This is a genomic window from Nonomuraea sp. NPDC048826 (genome assembly GCF_043198225.1).
In the GTDB taxonomy this organism is placed as follows: Bacteria; Actinomycetota; Actinomycetes; order Streptosporangiales; family Streptosporangiaceae; genus Nonomuraea.
Window position 1 is genome coordinate 73,477 of the sequence record NZ_JBICUQ010000001.1, and the last position, 26,367, is coordinate 99,843.

The following is a 26,367-nucleotide window of genomic DNA, read 5'->3' on the forward strand; positions in this document are numbered from 1 at the left end:
GGCTGGGGTTGCTGAGGCGGTGCTGGTCAGTAGCAGTCGGTGTTCGGGTCGAGCTGGGCTTGCCGTGGCGGAGTGGGGCAGCAAGAGTCGGTTTGGGTCGGGCCGGGTTGCTGAGCGGCGCTGGTCAGCAGGGGCCTGTGTTTGGGTCGGGTCGGGTTGCTGAGCGGCGCTGGTCAGTAGGGGCCCGTGTTTGGGTCAGGTCGGGTTGCCGTGGCGGTGTTGGTCAGCATGGGCTGGTGTTGGGGCGGGCTGGGCTTGCTGGGGTGGAGTGGGTCAGTCGGGGGTTGGGTTCGGGCAAGCTGGGTCTGCTGTGGGGGTGAGTGGTGATTCGGGTGCTCGTCGCTGACGATCAGGCTTTGGTACGAGGGAGCTTCCGTCTGTTGATCGAGTCGCAGGACGATCTGACCGTGGTCGGTGAGGCTGCTGACGGGCGGGAGGCGGTGGCGCTCACCCGGACGAAGTCGCCGGACGTGGTGCTCATGGACGTGCGGATGCCGGAGACGGACGGCATCACCGCCACCCGGGAGATCGCCGGAGAAACCCGTGTTCTTATCCTGACGACCTTCGACCTCGACGAGTACGTCTACTCGGCGCTGCGGGCGGGTGCCAGTGGGTTTCTGCTCAAGGACGCGCCGCCTGACGATCTGCTGAATGCGATCCGGGTTGTCGCCTCGGGTGAGACTCTGCTCGCGCCGAGCGTCACCACGCGTCTGATCGCGGAGTTCGTGAGCCGCCCCGCTCCCCGGGTCCTCCACGGGCTCGACACGTTGACGAACCGGGAGATCGAGGTGCTTACCCTCATCGCCCACGGACTGTCCAACACCGAGCTCAGTGCCCAGCTTCAGTTAAGCCCCGGGACCGTCAAGACGCATGTCGGTCGCCTGCTGGCCAAGCTGGGTGCTCGCGACCGTGCGCAGTTGGTTATCGCCGCGTACGAGGCGGGCCTGGTCGAGCCGCGTCGGCGCGGACCTGTCGACGGCTTGTGAACCACGAGGGTGTGAGAGGGCGGTTCGCGAGTTGATGTCCCATTGATCGCTTGCGCTGCATGAGGAGGGCCGGTCACAGGCTCTATGGGGCAGCAGGCTCCACTGGCAGCCGGTCCGGCTCTGGTAGACGATCGCGTTAACGATCTCCCACAATCTCGTAGTGGCCCGGGTGACCGCTGGCCGAAGGGGCGCGGCCTTCCACGCCGTGATCACCGGCTCGATAGGAGCCCAGCGTTCGTCGGATAAGTCGCTCGCGTACGGCTTGCGTTCACTCACCCGGCTATCCCCAGCACATCCACTCTCACCAGCCAGGCATAACGCTACAGATTCACCCGACCACAACGGGGCACGGCGGGCGGCAGCTCTGGAACCGCCCTCTCAGGCCCCGGGGTGGACGTTCGGGTCGAAGTCGACGTCGATGATGTCCTCGGGAACCGCGAACGGCTGCCGGTCGCCGAACAATCGCCGACGGCGCTCCGCCTGCTCGTGGCGGGTCTTCTCGCGGGCCCGCTCGACCACCTCGGGGCTGAAGGTCCGCCGGCTCCAGCGCTGCCCGCTGGCGTCGTCCGTGCCGGGGTTCGCCTGGCCGCTCGCGTCGGTCATGTCGTCCTCCTTCTCCCAGAGTAGCCGGAGGCTGGTGTGCCCGTCGCCTCCGCCTTGGGTGCCGGAGATCGAGCAGGGATTGTTAGCTCAGCCGCGCCCGTAGCCTGATCGGAGGGTTCGTGACCAGCTCTTCCAGGGCAATGCAAGCGATCAAAGGGACATCAACTCGCGAGAAACCCTCTGATGTGTTTGGGCTGATCGTGTTCGCGCTCGCGGTCGGCTGCTTGATGGCTTGGGTCAGGACGATTGGCCTGGCTGGGGTGTTCGCGCTCCCGGTGCAGCTCGTGCTCGTGATCGGGTCGCTCGATGGCTTGGGCCAGGACGTATTGGTGCGGCTGGGGTGTTCGCTCTCCCGGTGCAGCGCGCTTGTGATCGGGGCGCTCGATGGCTTGGTGCTAAGAGGGTGCGGCGTGGCTGGGGGTGCTCGGGCTTGCGGGGTGGAGTGCTCGATGGCTGCTGAACGTTCGGTGATTCGCGTAGCGGGTCGATTCTGTCGGTGGGACGGGGCATGGTAGCCACCTGGTCGGAAACGACTTTGGCTGGACCAGTCTGGTGATGGAGGTCTGGTTGGTGAGCGGAGCTTCACTCGTACGCGAGAGCTGTGGACGGGGGAGGTCTGGTTTGCGAGCGGAGCTTCACCCGTACCCGAGAGTTTTGAACGGAGCGATTCGATGAGTCGTCATATGCAGGTCACCTTCGATGCTCATGATCCGCGGGCGTTGTCGTCCTTCTGGCGTGAGGTCTTGGGCTACGTCCACCCGGGTCCGCCTGGGGTGGATGTGCCGGAGGGGGCCGACCCGCTGGCCGCGTGGGATGACTTCCTCGCGCGGATCGGGGTGCCGGAGGACCAGCGCAACAGCAGGTCGGCCATCGAGGATCCGGAGGGGCACGGTCCCCGGTTGTTCTTCCAGCGGGTGCCGGAGGGGAAGACTGCCAAGAATCGGGTGCACCTTGATGTCCGCGCGGCTCCTGGGTTGCAGGGGGAGGAGCGGATGGCGGCGTTGGAGGCCGAGTGTGCGCGGCTTGTCGCGTTGGGGGCGGAGCGGCTGCGTCGCATCGATCCCGCTCCTCCGCTGGACGCCGGAACCATCGTGATGGCCGATCCCGAGGGCAACGAGTTCTGCCTGGACTGATGGCCTGAGCTCTGACCGGCGGGGGCGTGGCAGCGGCTGGGCTGCTAGCTCTTGGGGGTTGTGAGCAGGTGGGCCGGGTCGGGGGTGTAGACGGTCATCCACTGTGGGCGGAGCCGGTAGTAGACGACCTCCTGTTCCCAGTCGAAGGCGTCGTCGCCGTAGAAGTTCTTGAGGTACGCGAGCAGGTCCGGCCAGTGCGGGGAGGCCGGGCCGCTTCGGGGGTTGAGGATCTCGGCGGTGCCGTGGGTGAAGACGCCGAGGTCCTCGCCGCGCAGGTGGGCGGCGCTGGCGGCGGGGCGGGCGGCGAGGTGGCGGGCTTTGGCGGCGTCGCGTGCGGTGCCGAAGTGCCACATGCCGTGCAGGAAGTGTCCGTCCACGCCGCTGATGCGGGGTTCGCCCTTCGCTGTCACGGTGGAGAGGGCGAGGGTGCACATGCCGGTGAGGACCTGGGTGAGCTGGGCCGCGGTCAGGGTGCGGTCGGTGTTGATGATCGAGCGCAGGTGTGAGGTGGAGCGGGAGAGTGAGGCGTCGAGGAGTGCTTGGAGTGCTTCCAGTTCCTCTGGGGTTTCACGCATCTGGTTCCTTGTCCTTCGATGGGTTGCCGTCACATGGTGGATGCGAAACCCGACACCTTGTGTCGTGTTTCTTGGTGTCAAGCTGATCGCCTCATGTCTGCTGTGCCCGCCGGTGACGGGCCTCAGACGGTGATCTGGAACGTCTGGGGTCCCCGGCCGGAGTTGGTAGGGCCTGGGCGGATGGGTCTGTCACCTGGTTGAGGAGGAAGGCGGGTCGGTCCAGCTCTGTCACGCCCGGGGCCGCGGAGTCCGTGGGGCCTGCTTCGTGGTGCCTCCTCCACCCCGTCCGTTGAGCGGTGCGGGCCTCGGGTCGGGGAGGGTGGGCTGGTACGTTCGCAGCGAGGCACCATGGAGATCCCCACCCCCCTCTCCGCCAGGTTGCACCGGGTCGCGCGCACGCTCGTCTCCCGGTTCTCACGGCTGCCGTTGCTGGCCGGGTTGGTCGCGACGACGGGGGCGGCCGGGGCGCTGGTGGCGGGGCCGTGGCCGGTGGCGGCGGCGCTGGCCGCGTTCGCGGGTGGGGTGGGGCTGGCGGTGGCGGGCATGCGCCGGTTGGTCGCCGCCCAGCAGGCGGAGCTGGACCGGCTGGGTGAGCTGGTCGAGCGGCGGGCCGAGCAGGTGACGTCGCTCAGTCACGAGCTCCGTACGCCGCTCAGCATGATGAAGGGGGCCGTCGACCTGCTGGTGGAGCGGACCCCGGGGCCGTTGACGTCGGCGCAGGAGCGGTTTTTGGCGGTGGTCGACCGGCAGTGCGCGCACGTGATCGCGCTCTGCGAGAGCCTGCTCATCCAGGCGAAGATCGAGGCCGGCCTGTTCACCCCGCGCCTGGAGCGGGTGGACGTGTCCGTGCTCGCCCGCGACGTGGTCACCGCGATGCGCCCGCTCTGCGCGGAGCGGCGGCAGCGGATCACGCTCGACACCCCGCAGGTCACCCCCGACATCGCGGCCGACCCGCTGCTGCTCACGCAGGCGCTCACCAATCTGCTGTCCAACGCGAGCCGGTTCACCAGCGTCGGTGGCAGCATCGACGTCCGGGTGGCGGTCATCGACACCGGGACGTATCTCGGCATCGCCGTGTACGTCACCGACGACGGCGCGGGGATGACCCGGGAGCAGCGGCGCAGGTTGTTCCACCGGTTCGCCACCGGCCGGCCGTTGGCCGACGGCACCGGGCTGGGGCTGGTGATCACCAAGACCATTGTGGAGTTGCACGGCGGGTCCATCATGGTGGACACGACGTCCATGCACGGCACCACCTTCCTGTTCACCCTGCCCGGCTGAGGGGGCGCGATGGCCACCGCTCTCGTCGTCGACGACGAACCGCAGATGACCGCGATCGTCGAGTTCGCGCTGCAGACCCAGGGTTTCACCGTGCACACCGCGCATGACGGGGCGACCGCGCTGCACCTGCTGCGTTCGTACGACGTGGATCTGGTGGTGCTGGACGTGCTCATGCCGACGCTCGACGGGCTCACGCTGTGCGAGCGGATCCGGGCCAGGTCGGACGTGCCGATCATGCTGCTCACCGCGCTGGCGCAGCACGAGGACATCATCGCCGGGCTGGAGTGCGGCGCCGACGACTACGTGACCAAGCCGTTCCATCCGCGGGAGGTGGCGCTGCGCGCGCAGGCGCTGGTGCGGCGCCGCCACGGCGGCAAGGGGGCGGTGCTGCGGGTCGGGGACCTGGTGGTGGACTCGGCGCTGCACACCGTCACGGTGGCCGGACGGCGGGTGGAGCTGCCGTACACCGAGTTCAAGCTGCTCGCCCATCTCGCGGCGCGGCGCGGCAGCCCGCAGTCGTGGCGGGACCTGCTCCGCGCGGTCTGGGGTACCGCCGACCTGGTGGGCGGCCGCGACGTGGTGAAGACGACGGTCTACCGGCTGCGGTCGCGGCTGACCGCGCTGGACGGGGACGCGACGAGATACGTGCAGACCGTGCGCGGCGTGGGCTACATGATGCCGGACCTGCTTCCCGGCGACGACCCGCCCCGGTGACGCCGCTGTCACCAAGCCTCACAGCGCTGTTACGGAGCGGTGCGCGCCCGCGACCTACGGTCGGTACACAGCAACCAAGCGGCCCGCCCCGGGCGCCGGTCGATCCCTGGAGGCATCCATGACTCCGCAACACATCTGTCGTTTCCGGCAGCCGGTGGTGGCGCTCGCCGGCGTGCTCGCGCTGGCCGTCTCCGGCTGCGCCCGTACCTCGGCGGCCCCGGCGGACGCGGCCGCCGCCGACGGCGGCAAGGTGACGGTGGCCTGCGGCGCCACGGAGGAGTGGTGCGCGGCGATGGCCGCCGGTTTCACCGCCGCGACCGGCGTCAAGGCGGAGTTCGTCCGCCTGTCCAGCGGCGAGGCGCTGGCCCGCATCCAGGCGGGCAAGGCCGACGCGGAGTTCGACGTGTGGCACGGCGGCCCGGCCGACGGCTACGCCGCCGCCGCCGACCAGGGGCTGCTGGAGGCGTACGTGTCGCCGAACGCCGCCGCCATCCCCGACCGGTACAAGGAGCCGAAGGGCACCTGGACCGGCGTGTACGTGGGCGTCCTCGGTTTCTGCGCCAACACCGAGGTGCTGAAGGAGAAGGGCGTGGCGGTGCCCGCGTCGTGGCAGGGCCTGCTGGACCAGGGGCTGGCCAAGAACGTCGGCATCGCGCACCCGTCCACCTCCGGCACCGCCTACACGGCGGTGTGGACGCAGGTGCTGCTCAACGGGGGCTCCGAGGACGGCGCGCTGGCGTACATGAAGAAGCTGCACCCGAACGTGCTGCAGTACAGCAAGTCCGGGGCCGCGCCCGCGCAGCAGGTGGCGCGCGGCGAGGTCGGCGTCGGCGTGGTCTTCTCCCACGACTGCGTGGCGACCCGGGAGCAGGGCTTCCCGCATCTGGAGGTCAGCTTCCCGGCCGAGGGCACCGGCTACGAGGTGGGCGGCGTCGCGCTGGTCAAGGGGGCGCACAACCCGGTGAGCGCGAAGAAGTACATCGACTGGGCGCTCACCCCCGAGGCGCAGGAGATCGGGCCGACCGTCAAGTCCTACCAGGCGCCGACGAACCCGGGCGCGAAGAAGTCGGACAAGACGGTCGACCTGGCGGCGGTGAAGCTCGTCGAGTACGACAGCGTCGTCGCCGGCGCGGCCAAGTCCGCGCTCACCCGGCGGTTCGACAGCGAGGTCGCGCAGGCCCCGAAGGAATGACCGCCCCGGCCGAGGGCGGCACGGGGCCTCGCCCCCGGCCGGTTCACCACCTGCGGGAGACCCACACATGACCACTTTGATCCCCACTTCCGATCCGCCCGGCGCGGTCCACCGGCCGCGCCGCCGGCGGCGCGAGCTGAGCGTGCTGCTGGCGATCGTCGCGTGCGTCGCGCTCGTCGTCGTCGGCACCGTCTTCCCCATCGGCGCGGTGCTGACGGCGGCCTTTTCTCCGGAGGCGATGCCCCGGTACGCGCAGTTCTTCACCTCGGCGGTGGATCTGCGCATCCTGTGGAACACGCTCGTCCTCGGCCTGCTGGTCGGCCTGGCCGGCACCGCGATCGGTTTCCTGTTCGCGTTCGTGCAGACCCGGCTGGACGTGCCGGGCAAGCGGGTGCTGCACCTCATCGCGCTGGTGCCGGTGGTCAGCCCGCCGTTCGCGGTGGCCACCGCCACGATCGTGCTGTTCGGCCGGCGCGGGCTGATCACGCACGGGCTGCTCGGCCTGGAGTACGACATCTACGGCCTGGACGGCCTGGTGTTCGTGCTGTCGTTGTCCCTGTTCCCGGTGGCCTACCTGGGCCTGCTGGGCATGATGCGGGGCCTGGACCCGGCCATGGAGGAGGCCGCCATGACGCTGGGCGCCTCCCGCTGGCGGATCTTCCGCACCGTGATGCTGCCGCTGCTGGCGCCCGGGCTCGCCGCGCCGTTCCTGCTGCTGTTCGTGGAGGCCATCGCCGACCTGGCCAACCCGCTCGTGGTGGGCGGCGACTACACGGTGCTGGCCAGCCGCGCCTACCTGGCCGTCACCGGCGAGTACGACACCACCAGCGCCTCGGTCTACAGCCTGATCCTGCTGGTGCCCTCCATCGGGGTCTTCCTGGCGCAGCGCTACTGGCTGGGCCGCAAGGTCCGCACCACCATCACCGGCAAGCCGTCGGGCAGCGTGCATCTGATCACCGGCTGGGTCCGCTGGCCCGTCTACGCGCTGGCGGTGCTCGTCGCGCTGGTCATCGTGGCCCTGTACGGCACGGTCGTCGCGGGCGGTGTCACCCGGGTGTTCGGCGTGGACCACACGCTCACCTTCGCCCACCTGCACGAGGTGCTGCTCGGCGTCGGCCGGGAGGCGATCGCGGACACCGCCACGCTGGCCGTCATCGCCACGCCCATCGCCAGCGCGTTCGGCCTGGTCATCGCCTGGCTCGCGGTCCGTCACCTGCCCCGCTCCGGAGGCTGGCTCGACTTCGCCGGCACGCTCGGCGTGGCCGTGCCGGGCACCGTGCTCGGCATCGGCTACCTGCTCGCCTACCGCCCCGACCGGTACGTCGGTGACCTGATGGTGCTGCCCGGCCTGGTCGGCGGCAGCGCGGTGGCGGGCGGCTCGATCGCGATCGTGCTCGCGTACATCGTCCGCTCGGTCCCCGCGGGACTGCGCACCGGCACGGCGGCGCTGTCGCAGGTGCACCCGAGCCTGGAGGAGGCCTCAACCGATCTCGGCGCCGGGCCGCTGCGCACCTTCCGCAAGGTCACCCTGCCGCTGATCCGCCCGGCCCTGCTCACCGGCCTCAGCTACAGCTTCGCCCGGTGCATGACCTCGATCTCCACGATCATCCTGCTGGTCACGCCCGGCACCCGCATCATCACCTCGCAGATCCTCAGCGCCGCGAACACCGGCAGGTACGGCGTGGCCTTCGCCTACTGCACGGTGCTGACCGCCATCGTGCTGGCGGGCTTCGGGATCATCCGGCTGCTGGTCGGCCGGAACGCCACACTCCACCGGGTCACCGGCTCCACCGAAAGGCAGAAGCGATGACGGCCACGCACGTCGGCACCGACCCCGGCAGCGCCCACCGCGGCGACGAGGCCGGCCGCCTCCACCTGGACCGGCTGACCAAGAGCTTCCAGGCCCGCGGCGCGGATCCGGTCGTCGCCGTCGACACGGTCACGCTCGACGTGGCGCCCGGCGAGTTCATCACCCTGCTCGGCCCCTCGGGCTGCGGCAAGACCACCACGCTGCGGATCGTGGCCGGGCTGGAGGAGGCCACCAGCGGGCACGTCAGGCTCGACGGCGACGTGATCGACGCGCTGCCGCCGCAGCGCCGCCCGATGGCCATGGTGTTCCAGAGCTACGCGCTCTTCCCGCATCTCACGGTCAGCGAGAACATCGCGTACGGGCTGCGTACCCAGCGGCGCGGCAAGGACGAGACCGCGGCCGCCATCGAGATCGCCCTCACCAGCATGAACCTCGTCGGCCTGGAGAACCGCAGCCCGCACGAGCTGTCCGGTGGGCAGCAGCAGCGGGTCGCGCTGGCCCGCGCGCTCGTCGTCCAGCCGAAGGTGCTGCTCTTCGACGAGCCGCTGTCCAACCTGGACGCCAAGCTGCGCGGCGCCATGCGCGCCGAGATCCGCCGCATCCAGCGCCGGCTCGGCATCACCAGCCTGTACGTGACGCACGACCAGGACGAGGCGATGACCATGTCCGACCGGGTGGTGGTGATGAACAAGGGCCGGATCGAGCAGGTGGCGGCCCCGGCCGACATCTACTTCCGCCCGGCCACCGTGTTCGTCGCGGACTTCATCGGCCGGGCCAACTTCATCGAGGTCGTCCCGGAGCGGGTCGGCCGGGACGGCGCGGTGGTCAACGCCCTGGGACGGGAGATGACGGTGCCGGCGCATCAGGACGTGCGGGCCGGCGGGCCGGCGTACCTGATGCTGCGGCCGGAGACCCTCTCGCTCGCGGCCGCGCCCGACGGCGGCGTCGGCACGGTGCTGCGCTCGACCTTCCACGGCCACAGCGTGGACTACGAGGTGGAGACGAGCTCCGGCACGCTCGCGGTGACGCTGGCCGGTCCTGAGCCGCGCCGCATGCTCGACGAGGGCGCCAACGTCACGGTCACCGTCGACCCGGCGCGGGCGTACGTCCTCGGCAAGGGCGGGGCCCGCGTTTGACAGTGATCGGGCGTACGGCTGCAATATGCTGCATGCCGGTTCCCCGTGATCGCGGTCTGGTCTCCAGGTCGCTGCTCCGCGACAACGCCTACCGGGCGATCCGGGACGCCATCGTCGACGGCACGCTCGCCCCGGGCGAGCGGCTCAACGACGCCGACCTGGTCGAGTGGCTCGGCGTCAGCCGGACCCCGGTGCGCGAGGCGCTGGCGCGGCTGGAGCAGGCGGGCCTCGTCCAGACCAAGCCCGGCCGTTACACGATCGTCAGCCCCGTCGACGTGCGGGCCGTGCGCAACGCCCAGTCGGTCACGGCCGCCATGCACGAGCTCGCCGTCCGGGAGGCCCTGCCCGGCCTGCCCGCCGCCGCGCTGGACGAGATGCGCGAGGCCAACGCGCGGTTCGCCGACGCGCTGCGCCGCGAGGACGTGCCCGGCGCGATCGCCGCCGACGACGACTTCCACGGCGTGCTGGTCACCGCCTGCGGCAACGACGCCCTGCGCGACGTGCTGGAGAGGTATACGCCGGTGCTGCGGCGGCTGGAGCGGCTCCGCTTCTCGTCGCTGAGCGGCCGGGAGTCGGTCGCCCAGCACGAGCGGATCATCGCGCTGTGCGCGGCCGGCGACGTGGCGGGGGCGGCGGCCGCCACCCGGGCCAACTGGGAGACGCTGGCCCCGCTGCTCGACACCCTGCCGGAAGACGCCGAGCCGTCAGACTGACCGCTCGTCCTCCGCGGCGGTCCTGGCGGCCTGCCACATGATGTCGAAGGTCCGCAGCAGGTGGTCGTACATCGCGCCGCCGGCGCGGAAGACCAGGCACGGCGAGTTCCGGCCGTGCACGCCGGGCTGGTACGGGGTGAAGTAGGCGACGCGGTCGGTCAGGATCACGCGATGGGTGTGCGGCGCGTCGAACAGCCTGACCTCGATCTTGGCTTCGCGTGCGGCGACCGCGTTCAGGTAGCGGATGTTGACCCGCAGCTGGTCGGCCAGCAGGCCCGCGCCGAAGCCGGGGTCCGCGTGCCGCACCTCCTGCTCCCGCCTGGCCAGCCAGCCGCCGGGATCGTCGGGATCGGGCAGCAGGACGTGCCCGTACTCCAGGACCGGGTTGCCGGCCTGCCACACGACCTGGAAACTGTCGCGGGTGAGCTCGTTGCCCCGTCCGGTCAGGACCTTGATCCAGCGGGCCGTGCGCAGGTCGGCGGCCAGGTCGGCGTTGGCCGCCGACTGCTTGGTGTAGGAGCGCTCGATGCCCACCCCGGTCAGCTTCGACAGCCCGCGCACCAGCACCCGCCTGGGCCAGGCCAGCCCCAGCCAGCCGGCCGCGACGGTGATGCCGCCGGCGAGGAGGGAGCTGACGATGCCGATGATCAATTCCTGCATGGCACCATCGTGATCCACCGGTCGTCGCCGGTCTAGGGTGAAGGCTCCCCGCCCCGAGGAGTGGACATGATCGGTGTCATCACCGCGCTGCCCGTCGAAGCGGCGGCGCTCCAGCACGCGCTCGGCCCGGTCGAGCCCGTACGGGTGGACGGCGACGGCAACCACTACGTCCTGGCCCGTCTCGCCTGCGGGGACGTGGTGACCACGTCGCTCGCCGCGACGGGCAACGTCATGGCCGCCGAGGCCTGCGCGCACCTGGTGCGCAGCTTCCCGCGGATCCGGGCGGTGATCATGTGCGGCATCGCGCTGGGCGTGCCGCGCCGGGGCGTACGGCTCGGCGACGTCGTGGTCGGCACCGACGGGGTGGTCCACTACAGCCACCGGCGGGTCACCGACGCGGGCAGCTCGCTCCGCGGGCACACCCTCGCGCCGTCCCCGCTGCTGCTGCGCGCGGTCAACGACCTGCGGGTGGCGGAGCTGCGGGGGGAGAAGCCGTGGGAACGGTGGCTGACGCCGCTGCCCGGCTTCGAGCCGCCGGAGGGCGAGCCCCGGGTCTTCCACGGCGCCATCGGCAGCGGTGACGAGCTTCTGCGCAGCGCGGCCCGCCGCGACGAGCTGGAGCTGGCGCACGGCATGCTGGCGATCGAGATGGAGGGCGCGGGCACGGCGTCGAGCGCCTGGCTGGGCGGGCGTGAATGTCTGGTGGTACGCGGCGTCAGCGACTACGGCGACGCGGCCAAGAACGACGACTGGCACCGGCCCGCGGCGACGGCCGCGGCGGCCTACACACGGGCCCTGCTCGAAGCCCTGCCACCGGACGCGGCGGGCGCCCGGGAGCGTCCGCCGCTCTCGCTGCTCGACCTGGTGGAGGTCATGGAGCAGGTGTCCACCTTGCGGACCCCGGCCGGGCGCGACGACGTGCTGCTCCTGCTGGGCCCGGACATCGCCGGCCGGGTACGGCGCGCCGACTCGACCCGTCCGGCGCTGCTGAGCCTGGCGAAGGTGTGCGAGGAGTATCCCGACGGGCTGCGGCGCCTTCAGGAGGTCGTGGAACGCCTGGACGGGCGCGACGCCCGGCCCGTGCGCGCGCTGGCCGCCGCGGTCGAGGATTACCGGGCTCAGTCGTAGTCGAATTCGCCGCCGAGCACTCCCGCGACGAACGCCTCCCATTCCGGCTGCGTGAACACCAGGATCGCGCCGTCGTCCTGGCCGCCATTGCGCATGAGGATGACGTTCTCGACGAACGCCACTTCCACCGGATCGCTAATATCAAGATCTGCAGCGCTATTTACCCACGTAATAGATGAAAGGTCGAAATCTGTAGCTTTGGGCTTCATGGGCAGCATGCGCCCATCTTATGCGATATTCGGGATTTGTCCGATATGGCGCACTCGGAATTCCCGTTATTCCCTGGCGGCAACGGGCACTAGAGTAGTGAAACTGTCACTGACAGTAGTCAAGATAGGAGTGAAGATGCTTCCAGCGCCATCGTGGCGGAGGAGTTCCCACTGCACCGAGCAGGACCTCGGCACCTGTGTCGAGGTCGCGCCGCAGGGCCTCCGAGTCGCCGTCCGCGACTCGAAGGACCCGTCCGGCCCGCATCTGAGCATTTCGCGCGAGGACTGGCAGAGCTTCCTCGACGCGATCAAGTCACGCTCGGTCTGAGTGGATGGGGCGCGGCGACGGCGCCCCATCCGGCCCGGTCATGAGGTCCGGGCCGATCTCCCCCCGTTTGACGCCGGCGACGAAGGCCCGCCAGGAGGCGATCGACACCACGAAGTACGGGCCGGCCGTCCGGCTGTCCTTGACCGCACAGGACGCGCCGAGATAGGCCACCGTCACGCAGCCGCCGCCGTCATCACTCCAACTCGATTTCCGCCAGGGCAACTGCACGTCGTCATACTCCGGTTCTCGGGTACGTGTCGATACGAGCATCTCCGCCTCGGGGTCGGACGCGGGGATCATACGGGCATCGGGTAGATGTCGCAGTTGGCTCTCCTCCCCTGCGCCCGGGAGAGCAGCGCGGGGTGATCGTCACCCAGCACGCGCCGGTAGGCGTCCATCGCCTGCGCCTGGGTCACCGCGGCCTCCTCGTGCCGGCCCACCGCCTTGAGGTCGAGGCCGAGGTTGAACAGGCAGGCGATGGCCGTCGGGTGGTCGTGACCCTGATGCATACGCAGCTGCTCCAGAGTCTGCCGGTCGAGGGCGAGCGCCTCCTCGTGGGCGCCGAGCGCGTGCAGGTCGCTGGCGTAGTTGATGGCGCACAGCAGCGTGCGCGGATGCTCGGCGCCGAGCATCCGGGTCAGCTCCTCCAGCGAATCGCGGTCGAGGTCGCGGGCCTCCTCGACCCGGCCCATGAGCCGTAGGGCCACCGCGATGTTGACCGCCGCCGTGGGGGTGTTGGGGTGGTTCGGGCCGAAGATCCGGGAGTATTGCTCCCGGGCGAGGCTGCCCAGCTCCACCGCCTGCGTCAGGTCGCCGATGGCCCGCAGGTTGAGCGCGTGGTTGAGCACCACCGCGACGGTGCTCTGCGAGTCCTCGCCGTATCGGGCCTTGAACAGCGACATCGCCTCTTCGGAGAGCTTGAGCGCCTCGTCGTTCCGGCCCGCCTTGCGGCTCATCACCGACAGCAGCACGATCGCGTCCATCGTCGACGGATGGGAGTTCTGGAAGCGGGCGCGCAGCTCGTTGGTGTGCTCCTCCTGCATGTCACGGGCCGCGAGATACTCGCCGCACTCCATGACGTCGATGGCCAGCGCCAGCCGGGTACTGACGGTGCTGCGGCTGTCGGGCCCGAGCAGCTCCAGCTTGCGTTGGTAGGTGTCCTCGTCCAGCTCTCTGGCCCGGACCGGGTTGCCGGCCAGGCGGTAGTCGATGGCCAGGAGGTGGGCCTGCTCCAGGGTCAGCGGCTCGTCCGGGCCGAAGCGGCGGCGCAGCGTCTCGTAGGCCTCGCGGTCGATCTCCATCGCCTCGGTGAAGCGGCCGAGGTAGCGCAGGTCGGCGCTGAGATAGCCCTGCGCCTCCAGGGTGCGCTCGTGGTCGGCGCCGAGCCGCTCGCGCAGCGCGTCGCGGGCGTGCAGGTGGTGCCGGTACGCGTCCTCGAAGTGGCCGAACAGCCGCTTGGCGCGGCCCAGCCGCAGCTCGGCCGTCAGGGTGGCGTCGTGCTCCGGCCCCAGTTGCGCGCTCCAGGTCTCCACCACGCGCTCGGCCATCGACAGGTAGCCGGACCGGTCGCCCCACAGGAAGAGGAAGTCGATGGTGTTGAGCATCAGCCCCCTGGCCCACGGGTCGGGGCACTCCTCCAGCCGCGAGGAGAAGATGTGCGGGAACAGGGCGTGATAGCTGGGCCAGCGCCCCTGGTCGTTGGGCGCCTTGGGGTCGGCGTTGGCCAGCAGCAGGTGGCCGCAGTGGCGCAGCTGGTGGCGTTCGTCCTCGGTGAGCTGGCTGGTCACCACGCGCTGGACCAGGCGGTGCAGGGAGATGGTGTTGTCGCGGTAGTTGACCTTGGCGAGCGCGTACCGGTTGAGCGCCCGGGTGGTGCGGCTGATCTCGATCGGGTCGCGCAGCACCTGCAGCAGCTCCTCCGGGCCCTCCAGGTCGCGGCTGCCGACCAGCAGCGACCTCGGGATCGGCTCGGGCGCGAGGAAGGCGCAGACCTGCAGGAGCTGGAGGGCGGCGGGGTTGGTGGTGCGCAGGCGGTCGAAGGAGACGTTCCAGGCCGCCGCCACCGACTTCTCGGTGCCCTCGACGTCGAGCAGTTCGTTGCGCTGGGCGTCGAACAGCTCCAGATACTCCGAGACCGGCATGCCCGTCTCGGCGAGCCACACCGCCGCCTGCTCGATGGCCAGCGGCAGGTCGCCGAGGCGGTCGGCGATCTGGTCGGCGTCGTGGTCGCTCAGATCGGGGCCGCGGCGGCGGAGCAGGTCGCGGCTCTCCGCGCGGGTGAAGACGTCCACCTCCAGCGGCGTGGCGTAGGAGAACCAGTCGCGCGAGCGCGAGGTCACCATGATCTTGCCGGGCCCGTTGGTGGGGAAGAACTTCCTGATCTCCTCCACGTCCTCGGCGTTGTCGAAGACCATCAGCCAGTTGCCGTACGGTCTGCCGAGCCGCAGCGCCTCCTTCACCGCCAGCTCCGCCACGTTGGGCTCCGACACCCGCAGTTCGAGCTGGGCGGCAAGGTCGACGAAGGCCTGACGGACCATGGTCAGGCGTTCGGAGGGAATCCACCAGATCAGGTCGTACTCCTTCTGGTGGCGGTAGCAGTATTCGACGGCGATCTGCGACTTGCCGACGCCGCCCAAACCGTGGAGCGCCTCGGGGAGCACCGCGGTGGTCCCGCTCGACAGTCGCTCGTGCAGCCGGGTGAGAATGTCTTCGCGCCCGGTGAAGTTGTGGTTCTTCTGCGGGACGTTCCAGACCGGCGTCGGCTCGTGCGACTCTCGTTTCGGTGCCACAGGTGTCGCGCTCATATTGATGGTCACTCCAAAGGGATCCGGCGTCGGCAGATCTTTGACGACATGCGTGTAGACACTGTCTTCAGGGCGAGGCAGATCGCGGTTCGAGGCGTGCCCGGCGGGCGGCTCTTCACTCCTGCCCATCTGGTCACTAATGGCATCCCTGAGGTCACGCGCGGGCGCGCTGTAGCTGCCGGCCATCGCCTCCAGGGCCGACACCGTCGGCTCGACCAGCGGTGACAGCTCGGGCGACAGCTCGGGCACGGCGGCGCTGCCGGGGGAGACGATCACCTCGCGCAGCGCCTTCAGCGCGTCGACCTCCTGGCTCAGGTGATCGACCACCGTCACCAGCACCTCGGCGGTGGTCGAGCGCCGCCCCGCCAGCAGCAGCTCCGCCCGGACCCCCGGCACGAAGTCGTACGGCACGCTCGGGCTGACCGGGTGCGGCTCGGCGCGGCGCACCAGATCGCTGCCCAGCACCTCGGCGAGGTGCGCCTCGGTGGCCCGGGGCACGAGCTTGCGCTGGACGAGCCGGACCACCGAGAGGTTCAGCGGCGCGGCGGCCAGGTGGACGGCGAGCTCGAACGCCGTCGACGAGACGCCCATGCGGAAGCGCCAGACCCGCTGCTCGGCCGAGAGCTCGTCCTCCGGCTGCGGCTCGGGCTCGGGTTCGGCCTGGTCGTGCGAGCAGGCGACGATCGTGCCGTGCCAGGCCGGCTGGACCGCCATGGCGAACGCCGCCCACGAGCGCGCCTGGCCGGCGTCGAGCCCGATGACCGGCACGGGCACCGATCCGGGCGGCGTCGCGGCCACGTACGCCCCGGCAGGTCCCGCCGGGCGGCGGTTGCGCAGCAGGGCCCGTACGGGCGTGATGCCGGTGCGCCGCCACAGCCGGGCGGGCAGCAGGTGGATCACCACGAGCGCGTGAGCGGCCCCCCAGCGGGCGAGCTTGCGGTGCGCGGCCCGGGTGTGCCAGGCGTCGCCGACGCCGTCGGTGAGCACGACGACGAGCCGGCGTCCGGCGCCGGGGCGGGCGAGCGAGGAGGCCGGCACGGCCGGGCCGCCGGGCCCTCCGCTGCGCAGGAACAGCTCGTACTCGTGCTTGACGTCGGTGTCGAGCAGGTGCGTGCGCACGGTGCGGAAGGCGGCGGTGTCGGTGAGCGCGGCGGCGAAGCCGTTCGCGGCGTTGCGATGCAGCAGGGCGAAGCGGCTGTCGTCGATGACGATGTCGAGGTCGAGGAAGCGTTCGAGCGGAGCGGTCAGGACCGGGAGCCAGAGGTCGTCCTCGGCGGCCCGGTCGGCCGTCGCCTCCTCGTCCAGCTCGCTCGTGCCGTGCACGGAGGCGGTCAGCCGGCGGAAGGCGAGCAGCGCCCGGGTGACGGCGCGGCGGCGGCTCGCCGAGGCGGTGGTGACCTCGCGGGGGTTCTCGGCGCCGCCGGTGAGGTCGGGGACGGCGGGGACGCCGCGCACCTCGCCTTCGGGATCGGGCGGGCTCGGCGGGGCGGGGGAGGGCGGCGGGCGGCCGGAGGGGTCGGCGGGCTGCTCGGAGGGTGGCGCCGGGGGCGGCAGGCGGGCCGGGGGCGCGCCCCCGCCGCCGGTGTCCGGCCGACGGGCCGCCAGTGCGGCGAGCCAGAGCAGGTCGGCTGATTCCTGCCAGTGCGGCACGCGGTCCGGCGGTGGGTCGGCCGGGCGGCTCACCCCGCGCCTGCCTCGTCCAGCCGTCGCAGCACGACGTCGAGGATCTGCCGCCAGGAGCGGTCGTCGGGGTCGGCGTTCCCGTTGATCACCAGGTGGAGCGCGTTGAGCAGCTGGTCGGCGGCCACCGGGCTGTGCCTGCGGTACTCCAGGAACTCCCGGACGATGCGGTCCTGGTGCGGTGTGGGCCGGTCGGCGAAGTGCGCCCCGACCAGCTCGGCCAGGCGTTCCTCACCGGGCTGGGTCATCTCCAGCCGGATGCAGCGGCGCAGGAACGCGGGCGAGAACTCGCGTTCGCCGTTGCTCGTGATGACGATGAAGGGGAAGGCGCGGCAGCCGACCCAGCCCTCCCTGACCGTGGCGGTGCCCTCGCGGTCGGCGGTGTAGACGGTCGACTGGGGCTCGCGGGCCCGCGCGCGGAACAGCTCCCTGATCAGGAAGCCGCCCTCCTCCAGGACGTCCAGCAGGTCGTTGGCCAGGTCGGCGTCACACTTGTCGAACTCGTCGATCAGCAGCACGCGCGGCAGCTCGTACGGCAGCAGCGCGGTGCCCAGGGGGCCGAGCTGGACGTACTCGCCGACCCGGGGCTCGGCGCCGGTGAGCCGCGCGTCCTGCACCCGCGCCACGGCGTCGTAGTCGTACAGCCCGGAGCGCAGAGTGCTGCGGCTGTTGACCGGCCAGCGCAGCACCGGCCCCAGCCGGAGTTCGCGGCTGACCTGGTAGGCCAGAGTGGACTTGCCGACCCCGGGCGGGCCGGTGACCAGCAGCGGCCGGCGCAGGCACAGAGCGGCGTTGATCGCCAGGATCTCCTGCTCGTCGGGGGTGCGCCTGATGGCGTCGCCGAGCCGTCTGCGCAGCTCGGGCAGGTCCTCGGCGGGCCGGGGCAGGACGGGACCGCCGTCGAAGGCCCGCCACGGAGGCGGGGGCGGGAGCTCGTCGAGCAGGCGTGCGCCGTCACGCGGCTGCCCGGTGCCGCTGTAGACCAGCCAACCTCGCGGGATGGCCGCCGATCCACCCTCCCCGGGAAGCCGCTCCGTGGGTGGTCGATCCACGCTCATCTGTGGATAATCCTCACTCGAATGTCCGGGCTGGGGAGTGTGGAAGTGCGGACTATTCGAAGGATCTCCTTGATCGCTCTCCGGCGCAACCTTTTAGGAAGGCGTCCTCAGCGGTTGGACTTCCGGAATGGGTCTGCCGGGATCGTCCCAGAGGAGGGCGACATTGCCGCATGTCGGAGTTGAGCTGCGGAGTTGGTGAATACTCTCGGGTAGCTTCTTGAGTTTCTGCGGTTGGAGAACCTCGCTGACGACTGTCCGAAATTCCCCGTTGGCCGATGAATCCCGGCACCAGAGGACAATCGGCACTCCGGCGTCCATGGCGGCATCAAGTTGCGCTCTGCCCTGCGGGCTGTCGGGCGGCGCGGACAGGACGCACGCCACCACGTCGGCGCCGCCCATCAGGTCGGCGTGCACGATTCCGGCGTCGCCGCCGTCCAGGGGAGCCAGGTGGGCCGCGCCCCTGCCGTCGAGGAACACGTGCCACCGGTCGAACCAGCGCCGGTAGGTGCTGTTGGGCCGCAACCGCCGGTCGCTGCGCAGGACCACCTCGTAGTCGGCGCCCAGAGCACGGGGCGGCAACTCCTCGCTGATCTTCCTCGGCCACTGGTCGACCGAGAGGTTGACCAGGTCCGGCGCGAGGCGGAACTCCAGCAGCAGCGGGCCGCCCTGCTTGGGGGTCCACTCGCGCTCGGCCGCCAGCACCAGCTCGACCACGTAGTCGGCGACGCGGGCCAGCGGCAGCTCGACCTCCCCGCCGCGCTCCGGGTTCCAGCCCAGGGGGCTCGTGTGCGTCCAGTGCGTGACCAGGTGCGGGTCGTCGCCTTCGTCGGGCACGGCGAGCGGGTCGATCTCCACGATCAGGCAGGTGGGCAGGTCGGTACGGGTCTCGAAGGCGAGCCGCTGGCGGAGCAGGATCTCCAGCTCGGTGGCCTCCGGGTCCTTGTTCTCGGCCCTGAGCTGGTCGCGCTGGCTGTAGAGCCAGCGGCTCAGCTCGGAGACCACGTCAGGGTCGCTGGTCTGGCGCTGCAGGAGCTGGCCGCGCACGTAGGCGGCGAAGCGCAGGTGGGGCAGGAGCCGCCGCTCGCCGGTGGGGGCGTCGAGCAGGAACTCGAAGACGTGGCCCGCGTCCTGGAAGGCGCCGGGGAAGCCGCGGCCCTTGCCCTCGGTGGCCACCTGGTAGAGGATCCGCAGGTCGTCGACCTCGCACCCGCGCAGCAGGGTGGCGATGTGCTGGGCCTCCGGCGGTGCGAGCAGCTCCTCGGCGGGGCTGAGCAGCCGGGTGATCCGCTCGGCCCACGGCGTGCCCGATCCGATGTACTGGACGCCTCGTTGCAGCGCGCGGCGTCCGTCTTCGGTGGATACGGCACTTTTGACAATATTGAGAAAATATATCCCCGGCTGCGGAGACGAAGCCACGTGCAACTCGCCGGACTCCAGAGCCGTATTCACCACGTCCAGCAGCTCTTCGGGTCTCAGGTGGGAAACACGGCCGAGCTCCCGGGCGACCTGCAGGATGTCGATCTGTCCCACCAGGCTCCTTCCCCCCATCCTGATGTCGAGACCGGGAGATTTCCGCGATTGTACTAGGGCAGGTGGCATCGTCCCTTGTTTCAATGCCGCGACTTCTTCCGCGGCGCCCGTCTTGCCTGATTCTTACTGTGAACCGTGACCGGTGGGACCTTTCCGCACCGGTCCGGTCACGTCACCGTCGCATCACTGCGGCCAGTTGGCGATGATCTCGGGCTTGATGGCGTCGGCGTGGCACTTGAAGGTCTTGCGCGCACCGCGGTCGTACAGGCAGACCCGCACGTCCACGCGCTTGATCTCGCCGTCGGAGGAAAGCCGGAAGCTCTTCCTGGCCGAGCAGGTCGTGCCGGGGCGGCTCCAGCCGGTGCCGCCGCCCGCGTAGTGGAAGCGGGCGCGGACGTAGGCGCAGTGGCCCGGATGCGCGTCGCGGTCGTACAGCCTGCCGCGCACGACGAACGTCTGAGCACTGAAGCCGGTGATCCAGACGTCGGCCTTGGCCTGGCCGGAATGCCCCTTCGCCGACGCGACCGGGCCCCAATGGATGCCGGCGGCGGCCTGCGCCGGGGCGGGCAGGCCGGCGACGATCACGAAGGCCAGGGCGGCGCCGATGACATGTGTCTTTCTCATGACCGCGACGATAGGAGGGACGACTTGGAATGATCTTGCATCCGGCTGGGGCGTCACCGGAGGACCGACGGGCTCTCCACGCCGCCGCCGAACGCCGGGCCCCACATCACCTCAGCCGTCAGAGGCCGAGGGCGTCATCATCGGGCATCCGGGCGCGCAGCGCCGTGGAGACGTCGGGGTCGATCGGGATGAGGGCGCCGACGCCGGTCACGTCGAGCAGGCGCCGCAGCACCCCGCGCGCGCCCGTCAGCCGCAGCCAGCCGCCCGCCAGCCTGGCCCGCTCCACGTGGTCGATGAGGGTGCGCAGGCCCATCGAGTCGCAGAAGGTCAGCTCGGCGGTGTCGATGACGAGGTGCACCCGGCCGGCGGCCAGGCAGGCGTCGAGCGCCTCGGCCAGCCGTGAGCACCGGGTGGTGTCGAGCTCCCCGACGACGCTGATGACCGCTGTGTCACCGAAGTATTCACTGGTGATGGCGAACGGTGCGTGCATCCGGCGGCCTCCATCGTGTATGGGGGTGACACTACACCGGTCAAGAACGACAGGTCCGAATGCCGCCGGTACCGGCGACCCGTCGGGCGCGACAGTGTCATCCGTGACGCACACCCGTATCGAACCCTCGATCCTCTATTTCGGCACCCCCGTCGTGTTGATCTCCACCGTCAACGAGGACGGCACGCCGAACCTGGCCCCGATGTCCTCGGCGTTCTGGCTCGGCTGGCGGGGGATGCTCGGCCTGGGCCGGCGGTCCAAGACCGCGCGCAACCTGACGAGGACTCGCGAATGCGTGCTCAACCTGCCCTCAGACGCGCTCGCCCCGGCCGTCGACCGGCTCGCCCTGACCACCGGCGCCGACCCGGTGCCGCCGTGGAAGCGCGAGCGCGGCTACCGGTACGTGCCGGCCAAGTTCGAGCGGGCGGGGCTGACGCCGGTGCCGAGCGAGACCGTGGCGCCGCCCCGGGTGGCCGAGTGCCCGGTGAGCATGGAGGCGGTGGTGGTGACCGAGCACCCGGTGGGCGACGGCGGGATCGCCGCGTTCGAGGTACGGGTGCAGCGCGTGTGGGTGCACGACGACATCCGCGCGGAGGGCTCCGACGACCACATCGACCCGGACCGGTGGCGGCCCCTGATCATGAGCTTCCAGAAGCTGTACGGGCTCGGCCCGCAGGTGTGGGGCTCCACGCTGGCCCGCATCCCCGAACGCGCCTACCGGAGCCCGGACGTGGACCGGGCCCGCGCGGTGTGACTCAGGCGAACAGCGCCCGGTGCAGGGGCAGCCATGTGCGGCCGGCGCAGAGCCGCTCGACCTCGGCGCGGGTCCGCCAGCCCGCCCGGCTGCTTTCGGACCCGGCGGGCGGACTGGTCGCCCGCCCGGCCCCGGCCACCCGGGCGCGGAACATCACCAGGTACGCGGGAGACGGGTAGCGGTAGCCGGCCGGGGCGGCGGCGAGCAGCTCGATGCGGTGCCAGGCGAACACCGTCAGCCGCTCCGCCGCCAGCCGGAACCCGGTCTCCTCCACCAGCTCGCGGGCGGCCGCCTCGGCGGGCGTCTCGCCCGGGTCGAGGTGGCCGCCCGGGACCTCCCAGCCGCGGCCCGGGCGGTCGACGTGGGTGAGCAGCGTGCGGTCGTCCGCGTCGAGGACGAACGCGAAGGCCGAGGTGACCGCGCCCCCGGCCGGCAGGCGGTCGCCGAGCACGACGTCGAAGCGGTGCGGGACCGGGACCCACGGCACCTGCCGGCTTTCCAGGAGGCGTTCCACGACGGACAGGGTCTCAGACTCCCCGGCGCATGGCACGGGTGCCGAGGAACAACCCGATCGCGGCCACCGCCGCCGCGGCGACGCTTCCGTACAGGACCGGAAGGGACAGCACCTGGCCGGAGAAGAGCGCGCGCTCGGCGTGCACGATGTGGGTGACCGGGTTGAGGCCGCCGGCCACCCGCAGCCAGCCGGGGCCGGTGTCGAGCGGGAGCAGCACCCCCGACAGCAGCAGCAGCGGGAACAGCAGCATCTGCGAGACCGTGTAGAACAGGGTGCCGTCGGGAGCCGACCTCAGTGCGAGGACGAACGAGAACGCGCCCAGCCCCACCCCGAACACCATCAGCAGGAGCAGCCCGGCGACCACGCCCGCCAGGTGGAGCTCGAACCCGAGCGGCACGGCCAGCACGATGATCAGAACCGACTGGGCGAACAGCACGGCCATCGCCTTCATCGCCATGCCGACCAGCATCGCGGTCCGGTTGAGCGGCGTGACCATCATCCGCTCCGTCGAGCCGCCGATCAGCTCCACCAGCAGGTAGTAACCGGCGGACATCGGCCCGGTCAGGCACATCATCACCAGGATGCCCGGCACGAACCACTGCCAGGAGGAGCCCACGGCCCCGTCCAGCAGCGTCCCGAACAGGAACAGGAACAACAGCGGCTGCCCCATCTCGAAGAGCAGTCCCACCGGCTCACGCAGCGAGGGGGTGATCTCGCGGCGGAAGACGGTCACGGTGTCACGCAGGAAGGTCGTCATCGCTGAGGCTTCTCCCGGTCAGGCTGAGGAACACGTCGTCGAGGGTGGGGCGGTGGGTCTCGGCGGCGGCGACCTTGACGCCGGCCGCCTCCAGCGTGCGCAGGTGCTCGGGCAGGGCCGCGGTGGCGGAGGCCGCGCGCAGCCGCACGGTCACGCCCTCGGCGGTGCCGCCGAGGAGCGCGGCGGCCCGCCCGGCGTCCTCGGCGGTGTGGGCGGTGAGCGTGATGCGGTCGCCGGCCAGGTCGTTCTTGAGCTGGTCGGCCGTGCCGTCGGCGATGATCCGGCCGTCGTCGATGATGATCACCCGTTCGGCCATGGTGTCGGCCTCTTCGAGGTAGTGGGTGGTGAGGAAGAGCGTGGTGCCGTACGTCTCGCGCAGGCGCAGGATGTGCGTCCAGATGTCGGCGCGGCTCTTGGGGTCGAGCCCGGTCGAGGGCTCGTCCAGGAAGAGCAGGCTCGGCCGGTGCACGAGGCCGAGCGCGATGTCGAGGCGGCGACGCTGGCCGCCGGAGAGCGTGCCGGGCTTGCGGGTGGCGAGCGGCGTCAGGTCGAGCAGCTCCAGCATCTCGCCGGCGCGCCGGCGGGCCTCGGCGGTGGTCAGGCCGTAGCAGCGGCCCTGGGTGACGAGTTCGTCGGCGACGCGGAAGCTCTCGCCGGCGCTGTTCTTCTGGCCGACGTAGCCGATCCTGGCGCGCACCGCGCCGGGGGCGCGCGCGACGTCGTGGCCGGCGACGACGGCGGTGCCGGCGGTCGGCGGAAGCAGCGTGGTGAGCATCCGCAGCGTGGTGGACTTGCCGGCGCCGTTCGGGCCGAGGAAGGCGACGAGCTGTCCGGGCTCGACGTCCAGGTCGATGCCGCGTACGGCGTCGACGGTCTGTTTCTTCTTGAGGGAGAACGTTCGGGTCAGACCCCGGGCGTGGATCATCTGGCTGCCTCCGGGCATGGCGAAGAAACCCCTGGTCGGGGGGCGGTCGGGAGCGGGTCAAGTGTCAGCCCGGGGGCGCGACCTTGGCAAACGCGAATGTCACGTTTACATACGGCTCTGACCTGCGAAAACGCCATGTTGCGAAGAAGGTCATGATGAATAACTTTTCGGCCTCTGACGTGCGGTTTTCTCCTGTTGTGTAAAGAAATTCTGCGACTATCACCTCCGTGAAGCGTCGACTGTTACTCATCGCGGTGGTGGCGGCCGTCGGGCTGGGCGCGCAGAGCGCTCAGGCCGCTGACGGGGTGGCGGGGGTGGACGTCAGCAACTGGACCGGAGACGTCGACTGGGCCGCGGCGGCGTCGGGCGGCGCCAGGTTCGCCTTCGTGCACGCCACCGAGGGCCACGACTACGTCAACCCGCGCTTCGCCGCGCAGTTCGACGGGGCGGCGGCGGCCGGGCTGGTCCGCGGGGCCTACCACTTCGCGCAGCCGCACGAGTCGGGCGGGGCCGTCCAGGCCGAGCACTTCCTGCGGAACGGCGGCGCCTGGCGCACCGACGGGCGGACGCTGCCCGGGGTGCTCGACCTCGAGGACAACCCGTACCAGGACAGGAACGGCAAGAACGCCTGCTACGGCCTCTCCACCGAGGACATGGTCGCCTGGATCAAGGACTTCACCGGGACCTACCGCGCCAGGACCGGGCTGCGGGCGATCATCTACACGACCACGAGCTGGTGGAAGACGTGCACCGGCGACAGCACCGCGGCCGGGTCCAGCCCGCTTTGGCTCGCCCGCTGGGGCGCTGACCCGGGCGAGCTGCCGAAGGCGTGGCAGCGCCACACGTTCTGGCAGTCGGCCGACAAGGGCACGCTGCCCGGCGGGCAGAACGCCTTTAACGGCTCGGAGGACGAGCTGAAGGCGATGGCCAACCCGCCGGCCGAGGTGACCGTCTCCGGCAAGGCGCGCAGCCGCACGACCTACCGGCTGACCGTGGCCAACACCGGGCCGCATCCGCTCACGGACATCAAGGTCTCCGGGCGGGCGTTCGGCGGGCAGCGGGTGGTCAAGGCATCCTCGGGCTGCAAATTCAGCGGCACGGCGGTCCGCTGCTCGATCAAGAGGCTGGGGATCGGGCAGAAGAAGACCTTCGGCTTCGTCACCAAGCCCCGCAAGAAGAAGGGCACCGTCGGCATCCGGTTCACCGTCGGGAGCGCGGTGGTCAAGCTAAGCGCCAAATAACCCCATAAGGCAGGATGGAACCCGCATCGCGAGGGAGGTGCGGGGGTGTCGGGGAGGCGTGGAGCTCTGCTCGCCATGGCCCTCGTCCTGCTCGTCGTCACGGCCTCCGCGCCGATCAAGCGGTACGTCTTACCCCGGATCGTCGCGATCGCGTACGAGATCGAGCAGCGCGGCATCGTCTACTCGTGGGGCGGCGGCCACGCCGAGCGGCCCGGCCCGTCCACGGGGACGTGCGTGGGGTACACGGGCCGGATCAAGCCCTGTCCCGCCACCAGGACGCGGGGGCTCGACTGCTCCGGGTTCACCCGGTGGGTGTACGCGCTCGCCCACGGCGCCGACGTGCTCGGCCCGGGGAACACCGACGACCACGTGCGGCTGATGCGGAAGGTCCGGTCTCCGATACCCGGCGATCTCGTCTATTTCGGCAAACGCACCAAGAAGCGCCTCAAGACACGGCATGTCGGCATCTATCTGGGCAACGGGCGGATGATGAACGCCCCCGAGACCGGCGCGATCGTCCGGGTGGACGACATCGCGCGGGTACGCGGCTTCCTGGGGTTCTACCGCTACTGACCAGTGACGCCTGTGGTCTCACGGAAATTGAGAGACCCGAAGGCTAATGTGTGCCGCTATGGACAGGCGATGGGTCGGGAGCGACGGGTACGAGATCGTGCTCGGCATGCGGGCCGGGCGTCAGGTGCTGAGGGTGCGTCGCCACGGCCTTCTGGTCGCCGACTGCGCCTCGGTCGCCGAGGTCGCGCGGCACGTCGATCTGGCCGACCTGTGCGAGGTCGTCACCCTGCCCGCGAGGTCCCGCGGGACCGCGCGACCGGCCGCCCGAACCAGTTCGCATCATCGCTGAGCGCCGTGTATGGTTACACCTGTCCGCAGCGCCGGACAGGCCCCTATAGCTCAGTCGGCAGAGCGTCTCCATGGTAAGGAGAAGGTCAACGGTTCGATTCCGTTTGGGGGCTCCACCAGCGACAGACCCCACCACGGTGGGGTTTTGTTTTGTGTCGCCGGGGGTGCCTTTGGCATACTGGTAACACCCAGCCCGATCAGGCGAATGACGTAGACGCTCCCCGGGTCGGGTATCCTCTACGGGGCCGGATCCTTTCCGGCTTGCAAGGCGGAGTAGCTCAGTCAGGCAGAGCAAACGGCTCATAATCGTTGTGTCGCCGGTTCAAGTCCGGCCTCCGCTACTGCCCTCACCCAGGTCACCCGACCTGGGTCGGGCGTGTCCATGTCCCGAACGTAGAAAGGCACTCCCAAGTGGCTGCCACCGACGTTAGGCCGAAGATCACGCTGGCCTGCCAGGAGTGCAAGCACCGCAACTACATCACGCGGAAGAACCGGCGCAACGACCCGGATCGGCTTGAGCTGAAGAAGTACTGCCCCAACTGCCGCTGCCACCGCGCGCACCGCGAGACCCGCTAGTTCTCGCCAGGGCGGTCACTCCGGCCTTCACAGCGCACAACCGGCGTCCCGTCACGGGCGCCGGTTCGTCATGTCCGGGGCCGGT

Annotated in this window: 28 protein-coding genes, 2 tRNA genes and 1 pseudogene; 17 read left to right on the forward strand and 14 right to left on the reverse strand. The window is 70.6% G+C overall.

Annotated features, from left to right (window positions below; genetic code table 11):
• Positions 1-323: 323 nt before the first annotated feature.
• On the forward strand, positions 324-986 hold the full coding sequence (locus ACGFI7_RS00400; RefSeq protein WP_393397456.1) for a response regulator: 663 nt from the start codon (positions 324-326) through the stop codon (positions 984-986).
• Between the two features lie 63 nt (positions 987-1,049).
• On the opposite strand, the pseudogene ACGFI7_RS00405 reads toward ACGFI7_RS00400, so the two are convergent.
• A pseudogene (locus ACGFI7_RS00405) lies at positions 1,050-1,262 on the reverse strand (transposase); the annotation flags it as partial.
• 102 nt (positions 1,263-1,364) lie between these two features.
• The gene (locus tag ACGFI7_RS00410; protein ID WP_393397459.1) at positions 1,365-1,589 is read right to left on the reverse strand and encodes a hypothetical protein; all 225 of its coding nucleotides are present in this window, start codon (positions 1,587-1,589) and stop codon (positions 1,365-1,367) included.
• Positions 1,590-2,260: 671 nt separating this feature from the next.
• Between ACGFI7_RS00410 and ACGFI7_RS00415 the strand changes: the two genes are divergently transcribed.
• Complete coding sequence (locus ACGFI7_RS00415) at positions 2,261-2,722, forward strand: VOC family protein (protein WP_393397462.1); 462 nt, start codon at positions 2,261-2,263, stop codon at positions 2,720-2,722.
• A gap of 44 nt (positions 2,723-2,766) precedes the next feature.
• On the opposite strand, the gene ACGFI7_RS00420 is transcribed toward ACGFI7_RS00415, so the two are convergent.
• Positions 2,767-3,297 (reverse strand): pyridoxamine 5'-phosphate oxidase family protein, encoded by a 531-nt coding sequence (locus ACGFI7_RS00420; protein WP_393397465.1) that lies wholly within the window; start codon positions 3,295-3,297, stop codon positions 2,767-2,769.
• A 348-nt stretch (positions 3,298-3,645) separates the two neighbouring features.
• Between ACGFI7_RS00420 and ACGFI7_RS00425 the strand changes: the two genes are divergently transcribed.
• The 6 genes from ACGFI7_RS00425 (at position 3,646) to ACGFI7_RS00450 (ending at position 10,143) form a co-directional block, all read left to right on the forward strand.
• On the forward strand, positions 3,646-4,578 hold the full coding sequence (locus tag ACGFI7_RS00425; RefSeq protein ID WP_393397468.1) for a sensor histidine kinase: 933 nt from the start codon (positions 3,646-3,648) through the stop codon (positions 4,576-4,578).
• 9 nt (positions 4,579-4,587) lie between these two features.
• Complete coding sequence (locus ACGFI7_RS00430; RefSeq protein WP_393397471.1) at positions 4,588-5,292, forward strand: response regulator transcription factor; 705 nt, start codon at positions 4,588-4,590, stop codon at positions 5,290-5,292.
• Positions 5,293-5,410: 118 nt separating this feature from the next.
• Positions 5,411-6,484: an ABC transporter substrate-binding protein gene (locus tag ACGFI7_RS00435; RefSeq protein ID WP_393397474.1), complete on the forward strand. Its 1,074-nt coding sequence runs from the start codon at positions 5,411-5,413 to the stop codon at positions 6,482-6,484.
• 67 nt (positions 6,485-6,551) lie between these two features.
• Positions 6,552-8,294: an ABC transporter permease gene (locus ACGFI7_RS00440; RefSeq protein ID WP_393397477.1), complete on the forward strand. Its 1,743-nt coding sequence runs from the start codon at positions 6,552-6,554 to the stop codon at positions 8,292-8,294.
• A complete protein-coding gene (locus tag ACGFI7_RS00445) occupies positions 8,291-9,430 on the forward strand; it encodes an ABC transporter ATP-binding protein (protein ID WP_393397480.1) in 1,140 nt (379 codons plus the stop codon). Before ACGFI7_RS00440 ends, ACGFI7_RS00445 begins: the two co-directional genes overlap by 4 nt.
• 32 nt (positions 9,431-9,462) lie before the next feature.
• Positions 9,463-10,143, forward strand: coding sequence for a GntR family transcriptional regulator (locus tag ACGFI7_RS00450; protein WP_393397483.1), 681 nt, complete (start codon positions 9,463-9,465; stop codon positions 10,141-10,143).
• Here the strand turns inward: ACGFI7_RS00450 and ACGFI7_RS00455 are convergent.
• Positions 10,135-10,803 (reverse strand): hypothetical protein, encoded by a 669-nt coding sequence (locus ACGFI7_RS00455; RefSeq protein WP_393397486.1) that lies wholly within the window; start codon positions 10,801-10,803, stop codon positions 10,135-10,137. The two genes, ACGFI7_RS00450 and ACGFI7_RS00455, sit on opposite strands and share 9 nt — an antisense overlap.
• A 66-nt stretch (positions 10,804-10,869) precedes the next feature.
• Between ACGFI7_RS00455 and ACGFI7_RS00460 the strand changes: the two genes are divergently transcribed.
• Complete coding sequence (locus ACGFI7_RS00460; protein ID WP_393397489.1) at positions 10,870-11,931, forward strand: hypothetical protein; 1,062 nt, start codon at positions 10,870-10,872, stop codon at positions 11,929-11,931.
• Here ACGFI7_RS00460 and ACGFI7_RS00465 read toward each other — a convergent pair.
• On the reverse strand, positions 11,922-12,149 hold the full coding sequence (locus tag ACGFI7_RS00465) for a DUF397 domain-containing protein (RefSeq protein ID WP_393397492.1): 228 nt from the start codon (positions 12,147-12,149) through the stop codon (positions 11,922-11,924). The genes ACGFI7_RS00460 and ACGFI7_RS00465 overlap by 10 nt on opposite strands.
• A gap of 127 nt (positions 12,150-12,276) precedes the next feature.
• On the opposite strand from ACGFI7_RS00465, the gene ACGFI7_RS00470 reads away from it, so the two are divergent.
• Positions 12,277-12,468, forward strand: a complete 192-nt coding sequence (locus ACGFI7_RS00470; protein ID WP_393397495.1) for a DUF397 domain-containing protein — start codon at positions 12,277-12,279, stop codon at positions 12,466-12,468.
• On the opposite strand, the gene ACGFI7_RS00475 is transcribed toward ACGFI7_RS00470, so the two are convergent.
• The 6 genes from ACGFI7_RS00475 to ACGFI7_RS00500 all read right to left on the reverse strand — a co-directional run bounded on the left by ACGFI7_RS00475 (position 12,454) and on the right by ACGFI7_RS00500 (position 20,654).
• The gene (locus ACGFI7_RS00475; RefSeq protein ID WP_393397498.1) at positions 12,454-12,768 is read right to left on the reverse strand and encodes a DUF397 domain-containing protein; all 315 of its coding nucleotides are present in this window, start codon (positions 12,766-12,768) and stop codon (positions 12,454-12,456) included. The genes ACGFI7_RS00470 and ACGFI7_RS00475 overlap by 15 nt on opposite strands.
• Positions 12,765-16,955 carry an FxSxx-COOH system tetratricopeptide repeat protein gene (gene fxsT, locus ACGFI7_RS00480; protein WP_393397501.1) on the reverse strand — a complete coding sequence of 1,397 codons (4,191 nt, stop codon included), beginning with the start codon at positions 16,953-16,955 and terminating at the stop codon, positions 12,765-12,767. Before fxsT ends, ACGFI7_RS00475 begins: the two co-directional genes overlap by 4 nt.
• The gene (locus tag ACGFI7_RS00485) at positions 16,952-18,010 is read right to left on the reverse strand and encodes an AAA family ATPase (protein ID WP_393397503.1); all 1,059 of its coding nucleotides are present in this window, start codon (positions 18,008-18,010) and stop codon (positions 16,952-16,954) included. Before ACGFI7_RS00485 ends, fxsT begins: the two co-directional genes overlap by 4 nt.
• Positions 18,011-18,103: 93 nt before the next feature.
• Positions 18,104-19,540: a hypothetical protein gene (locus ACGFI7_RS00490; protein ID WP_393397505.1), complete on the reverse strand. Its 1,437-nt coding sequence runs from the start codon at positions 19,538-19,540 to the stop codon at positions 18,104-18,106.
• Positions 19,541-19,723: 183 nt separating this feature from the next.
• Entirely contained in the window at positions 19,724-20,164 is a 441-nt protein-coding gene (locus ACGFI7_RS00495) for a hypothetical protein (protein ID WP_393397507.1), read from the reverse strand.
• A gap of 118 nt (positions 20,165-20,282) precedes the next feature.
• Positions 20,283-20,654, reverse strand: coding sequence for an STAS domain-containing protein (locus tag ACGFI7_RS00500; protein ID WP_393397509.1), 372 nt, complete (start codon positions 20,652-20,654; stop codon positions 20,283-20,285).
• 103 nt (positions 20,655-20,757) lie between these two features.
• Here ACGFI7_RS00500 and ACGFI7_RS00505 point away from each other — a divergent pair, with 103 nt between their 5' ends.
• Positions 20,758-21,408 (forward strand): flavin reductase family protein, encoded by a 651-nt coding sequence (locus ACGFI7_RS00505; RefSeq protein ID WP_393397511.1) that lies wholly within the window; start codon positions 20,758-20,760, stop codon positions 21,406-21,408.
• Position 21,409: 1 nt separating this feature from the next.
• Here ACGFI7_RS00505 and ACGFI7_RS00510 read toward each other — a convergent pair whose 3' ends face one another.
• The 3 genes from ACGFI7_RS00510 to ACGFI7_RS00520 are packed head-to-tail and all read right to left on the reverse strand — an operon-like array spanning position 21,410 to position 23,604.
• Positions 21,410-21,922 carry an NUDIX hydrolase gene (locus ACGFI7_RS00510; protein WP_393397513.1) on the reverse strand — a complete coding sequence of 171 codons (513 nt, stop codon included), beginning with the start codon at positions 21,920-21,922 and terminating at the stop codon, positions 21,410-21,412.
• A gap of 13 nt (positions 21,923-21,935) precedes the next feature.
• Positions 21,936-22,679 carry an ABC transporter permease gene (locus ACGFI7_RS00515; RefSeq protein ID WP_393397515.1) on the reverse strand — a complete coding sequence of 248 codons (744 nt, stop codon included), beginning with the start codon at positions 22,677-22,679 and terminating at the stop codon, positions 21,936-21,938.
• Positions 22,660-23,604 carry an ATP-binding cassette domain-containing protein gene (locus ACGFI7_RS00520; RefSeq protein WP_393397517.1) on the reverse strand — a complete coding sequence of 315 codons (945 nt, stop codon included), beginning with the start codon at positions 23,602-23,604 and terminating at the stop codon, positions 22,660-22,662. Before ACGFI7_RS00520 ends, ACGFI7_RS00515 begins: the two co-directional genes overlap by 20 nt.
• A gap of 227 nt (positions 23,605-23,831) precedes the next feature.
• Here ACGFI7_RS00520 and ACGFI7_RS00525 point away from each other — a divergent pair, with 227 nt between their 5' ends.
• The 6 genes from ACGFI7_RS00525 (at position 23,832) to rpmG (ending at position 26,282) form a co-directional block, all read left to right on the forward strand.
• Positions 23,832-24,845 (forward strand): GH25 family lysozyme, encoded by a 1,014-nt coding sequence (locus tag ACGFI7_RS00525; protein ID WP_393397519.1) that lies wholly within the window; start codon positions 23,832-23,834, stop codon positions 24,843-24,845.
• A gap of 45 nt (positions 24,846-24,890) precedes the next feature.
• Entirely contained in the window at positions 24,891-25,418 is a 528-nt protein-coding gene (locus ACGFI7_RS00530; RefSeq protein WP_393397521.1) for a C40 family peptidase, read from the forward strand.
• A 58-nt stretch (positions 25,419-25,476) separates the two neighbouring features.
• Positions 25,477-25,707 carry a transposase gene (locus ACGFI7_RS00535; protein WP_393397523.1) on the forward strand — a complete coding sequence of 77 codons (231 nt, stop codon included), beginning with the start codon at positions 25,477-25,479 and terminating at the stop codon, positions 25,705-25,707.
• 39 nt (positions 25,708-25,746) lie between these two features.
• Positions 25,747-25,822: transfer RNA gene (locus ACGFI7_RS00540), tRNA-Thr, on the forward strand.
• 151 nt (positions 25,823-25,973) lie between these two features.
• A tRNA-Met gene (locus ACGFI7_RS00545) sits at positions 25,974-26,047 on the forward strand.
• 70 nt (positions 26,048-26,117) lie between these two features.
• Complete coding sequence (gene rpmG, locus ACGFI7_RS00550; protein WP_019632658.1) at positions 26,118-26,282, forward strand: 50S ribosomal protein L33; 165 nt, start codon at positions 26,118-26,120, stop codon at positions 26,280-26,282.
• The last annotated feature ends 85 nt before the right edge of the window (positions 26,283-26,367 follow it).

Bases quoted from the DNA above. Each gene is read 5' to 3' on its own strand.
- ACGFI7_RS00410 (WP_393397459.1), bottom strand. From the start codon at position 1,589: ATGACCGACGCGAGCGGCCAGGCGAACCCCGGCACGGACGACGCCAGC.
- ACGFI7_RS00425 (WP_393397468.1), top strand. From the start codon at position 3,646: ATGGAGATCCCCACCCCCCTCTCCGCCAGGTTGCACCGGGTCGCGCGC.
- ACGFI7_RS00415 (WP_393397462.1), top strand. From the start codon at position 2,261: ATGAGTCGTCATATGCAGGTCACCTTCGATGCTCATGATCCGCGGGCG.
- ACGFI7_RS00460 (WP_393397489.1), top strand. From the start codon at position 10,870: ATGATCGGTGTCATCACCGCGCTGCCCGTCGAAGCGGCGGCGCTCCAG.
- ACGFI7_RS00520 (WP_393397517.1), bottom strand. From the start codon at position 23,604: ATGATCCACGCCCGGGGTCTGACCCGAACGTTCTCCCTCAAGAAGAAA.
- ACGFI7_RS00430 (WP_393397471.1), top strand. From the start codon at position 4,588: ATGGCCACCGCTCTCGTCGTCGACGACGAACCGCAGATGACCGCGATC.
- ACGFI7_RS00435 (WP_393397474.1), top strand. From the start codon at position 5,411: ATGACTCCGCAACACATCTGTCGTTTCCGGCAGCCGGTGGTGGCGCTC.
- ACGFI7_RS00465 (WP_393397492.1), bottom strand. From the start codon at position 12,149: ATGCTGCCCATGAAGCCCAAAGCTACAGATTTCGACCTTTCATCTATT.
- ACGFI7_RS00445 (WP_393397480.1), top strand. From the start codon at position 8,291: ATGACGGCCACGCACGTCGGCACCGACCCCGGCAGCGCCCACCGCGGC.
- ACGFI7_RS00420 (WP_393397465.1), bottom strand. From the start codon at position 3,297: ATGCGTGAAACCCCAGAGGAACTGGAAGCACTCCAAGCACTCCTCGAC.
- ACGFI7_RS00515 (WP_393397515.1), bottom strand. From the start codon at position 22,679: ATGACGACCTTCCTGCGTGACACCGTGACCGTCTTCCGCCGCGAGATC.
- ACGFI7_RS00450 (WP_393397483.1), top strand. From the start codon at position 9,463: ATGCCGGTTCCCCGTGATCGCGGTCTGGTCTCCAGGTCGCTGCTCCGC.
- ACGFI7_RS00495 (WP_393397507.1), bottom strand. From the start codon at position 20,164: ATGAGAAAGACACATGTCATCGGCGCCGCCCTGGCCTTCGTGATCGTC.
- ACGFI7_RS00500 (WP_393397509.1), bottom strand. From the start codon at position 20,654: ATGCACGCACCGTTCGCCATCACCAGTGAATACTTCGGTGACACAGCG.
- ACGFI7_RS00535 (WP_393397523.1), top strand. From the start codon at position 25,477: ATGGACAGGCGATGGGTCGGGAGCGACGGGTACGAGATCGTGCTCGGC.
- ACGFI7_RS00475 (WP_393397498.1), bottom strand. From the start codon at position 12,768: ATGATCCCCGCGTCCGACCCCGAGGCGGAGATGCTCGTATCGACACGT.
- ACGFI7_RS00470 (WP_393397495.1), top strand. From the start codon at position 12,277: ATGCTTCCAGCGCCATCGTGGCGGAGGAGTTCCCACTGCACCGAGCAG.
- ACGFI7_RS00485 (WP_393397503.1), bottom strand. From the start codon at position 18,010: ATGAGCGTGGATCGACCACCCACGGAGCGGCTTCCCGGGGAGGGTGGA.
- ACGFI7_RS00455 (WP_393397486.1), bottom strand. From the start codon at position 10,803: ATGCAGGAATTGATCATCGGCATCGTCAGCTCCCTCCTCGCCGGCGGC.
- ACGFI7_RS00440 (WP_393397477.1), top strand. From the start codon at position 6,552: ATGACCACTTTGATCCCCACTTCCGATCCGCCCGGCGCGGTCCACCGG.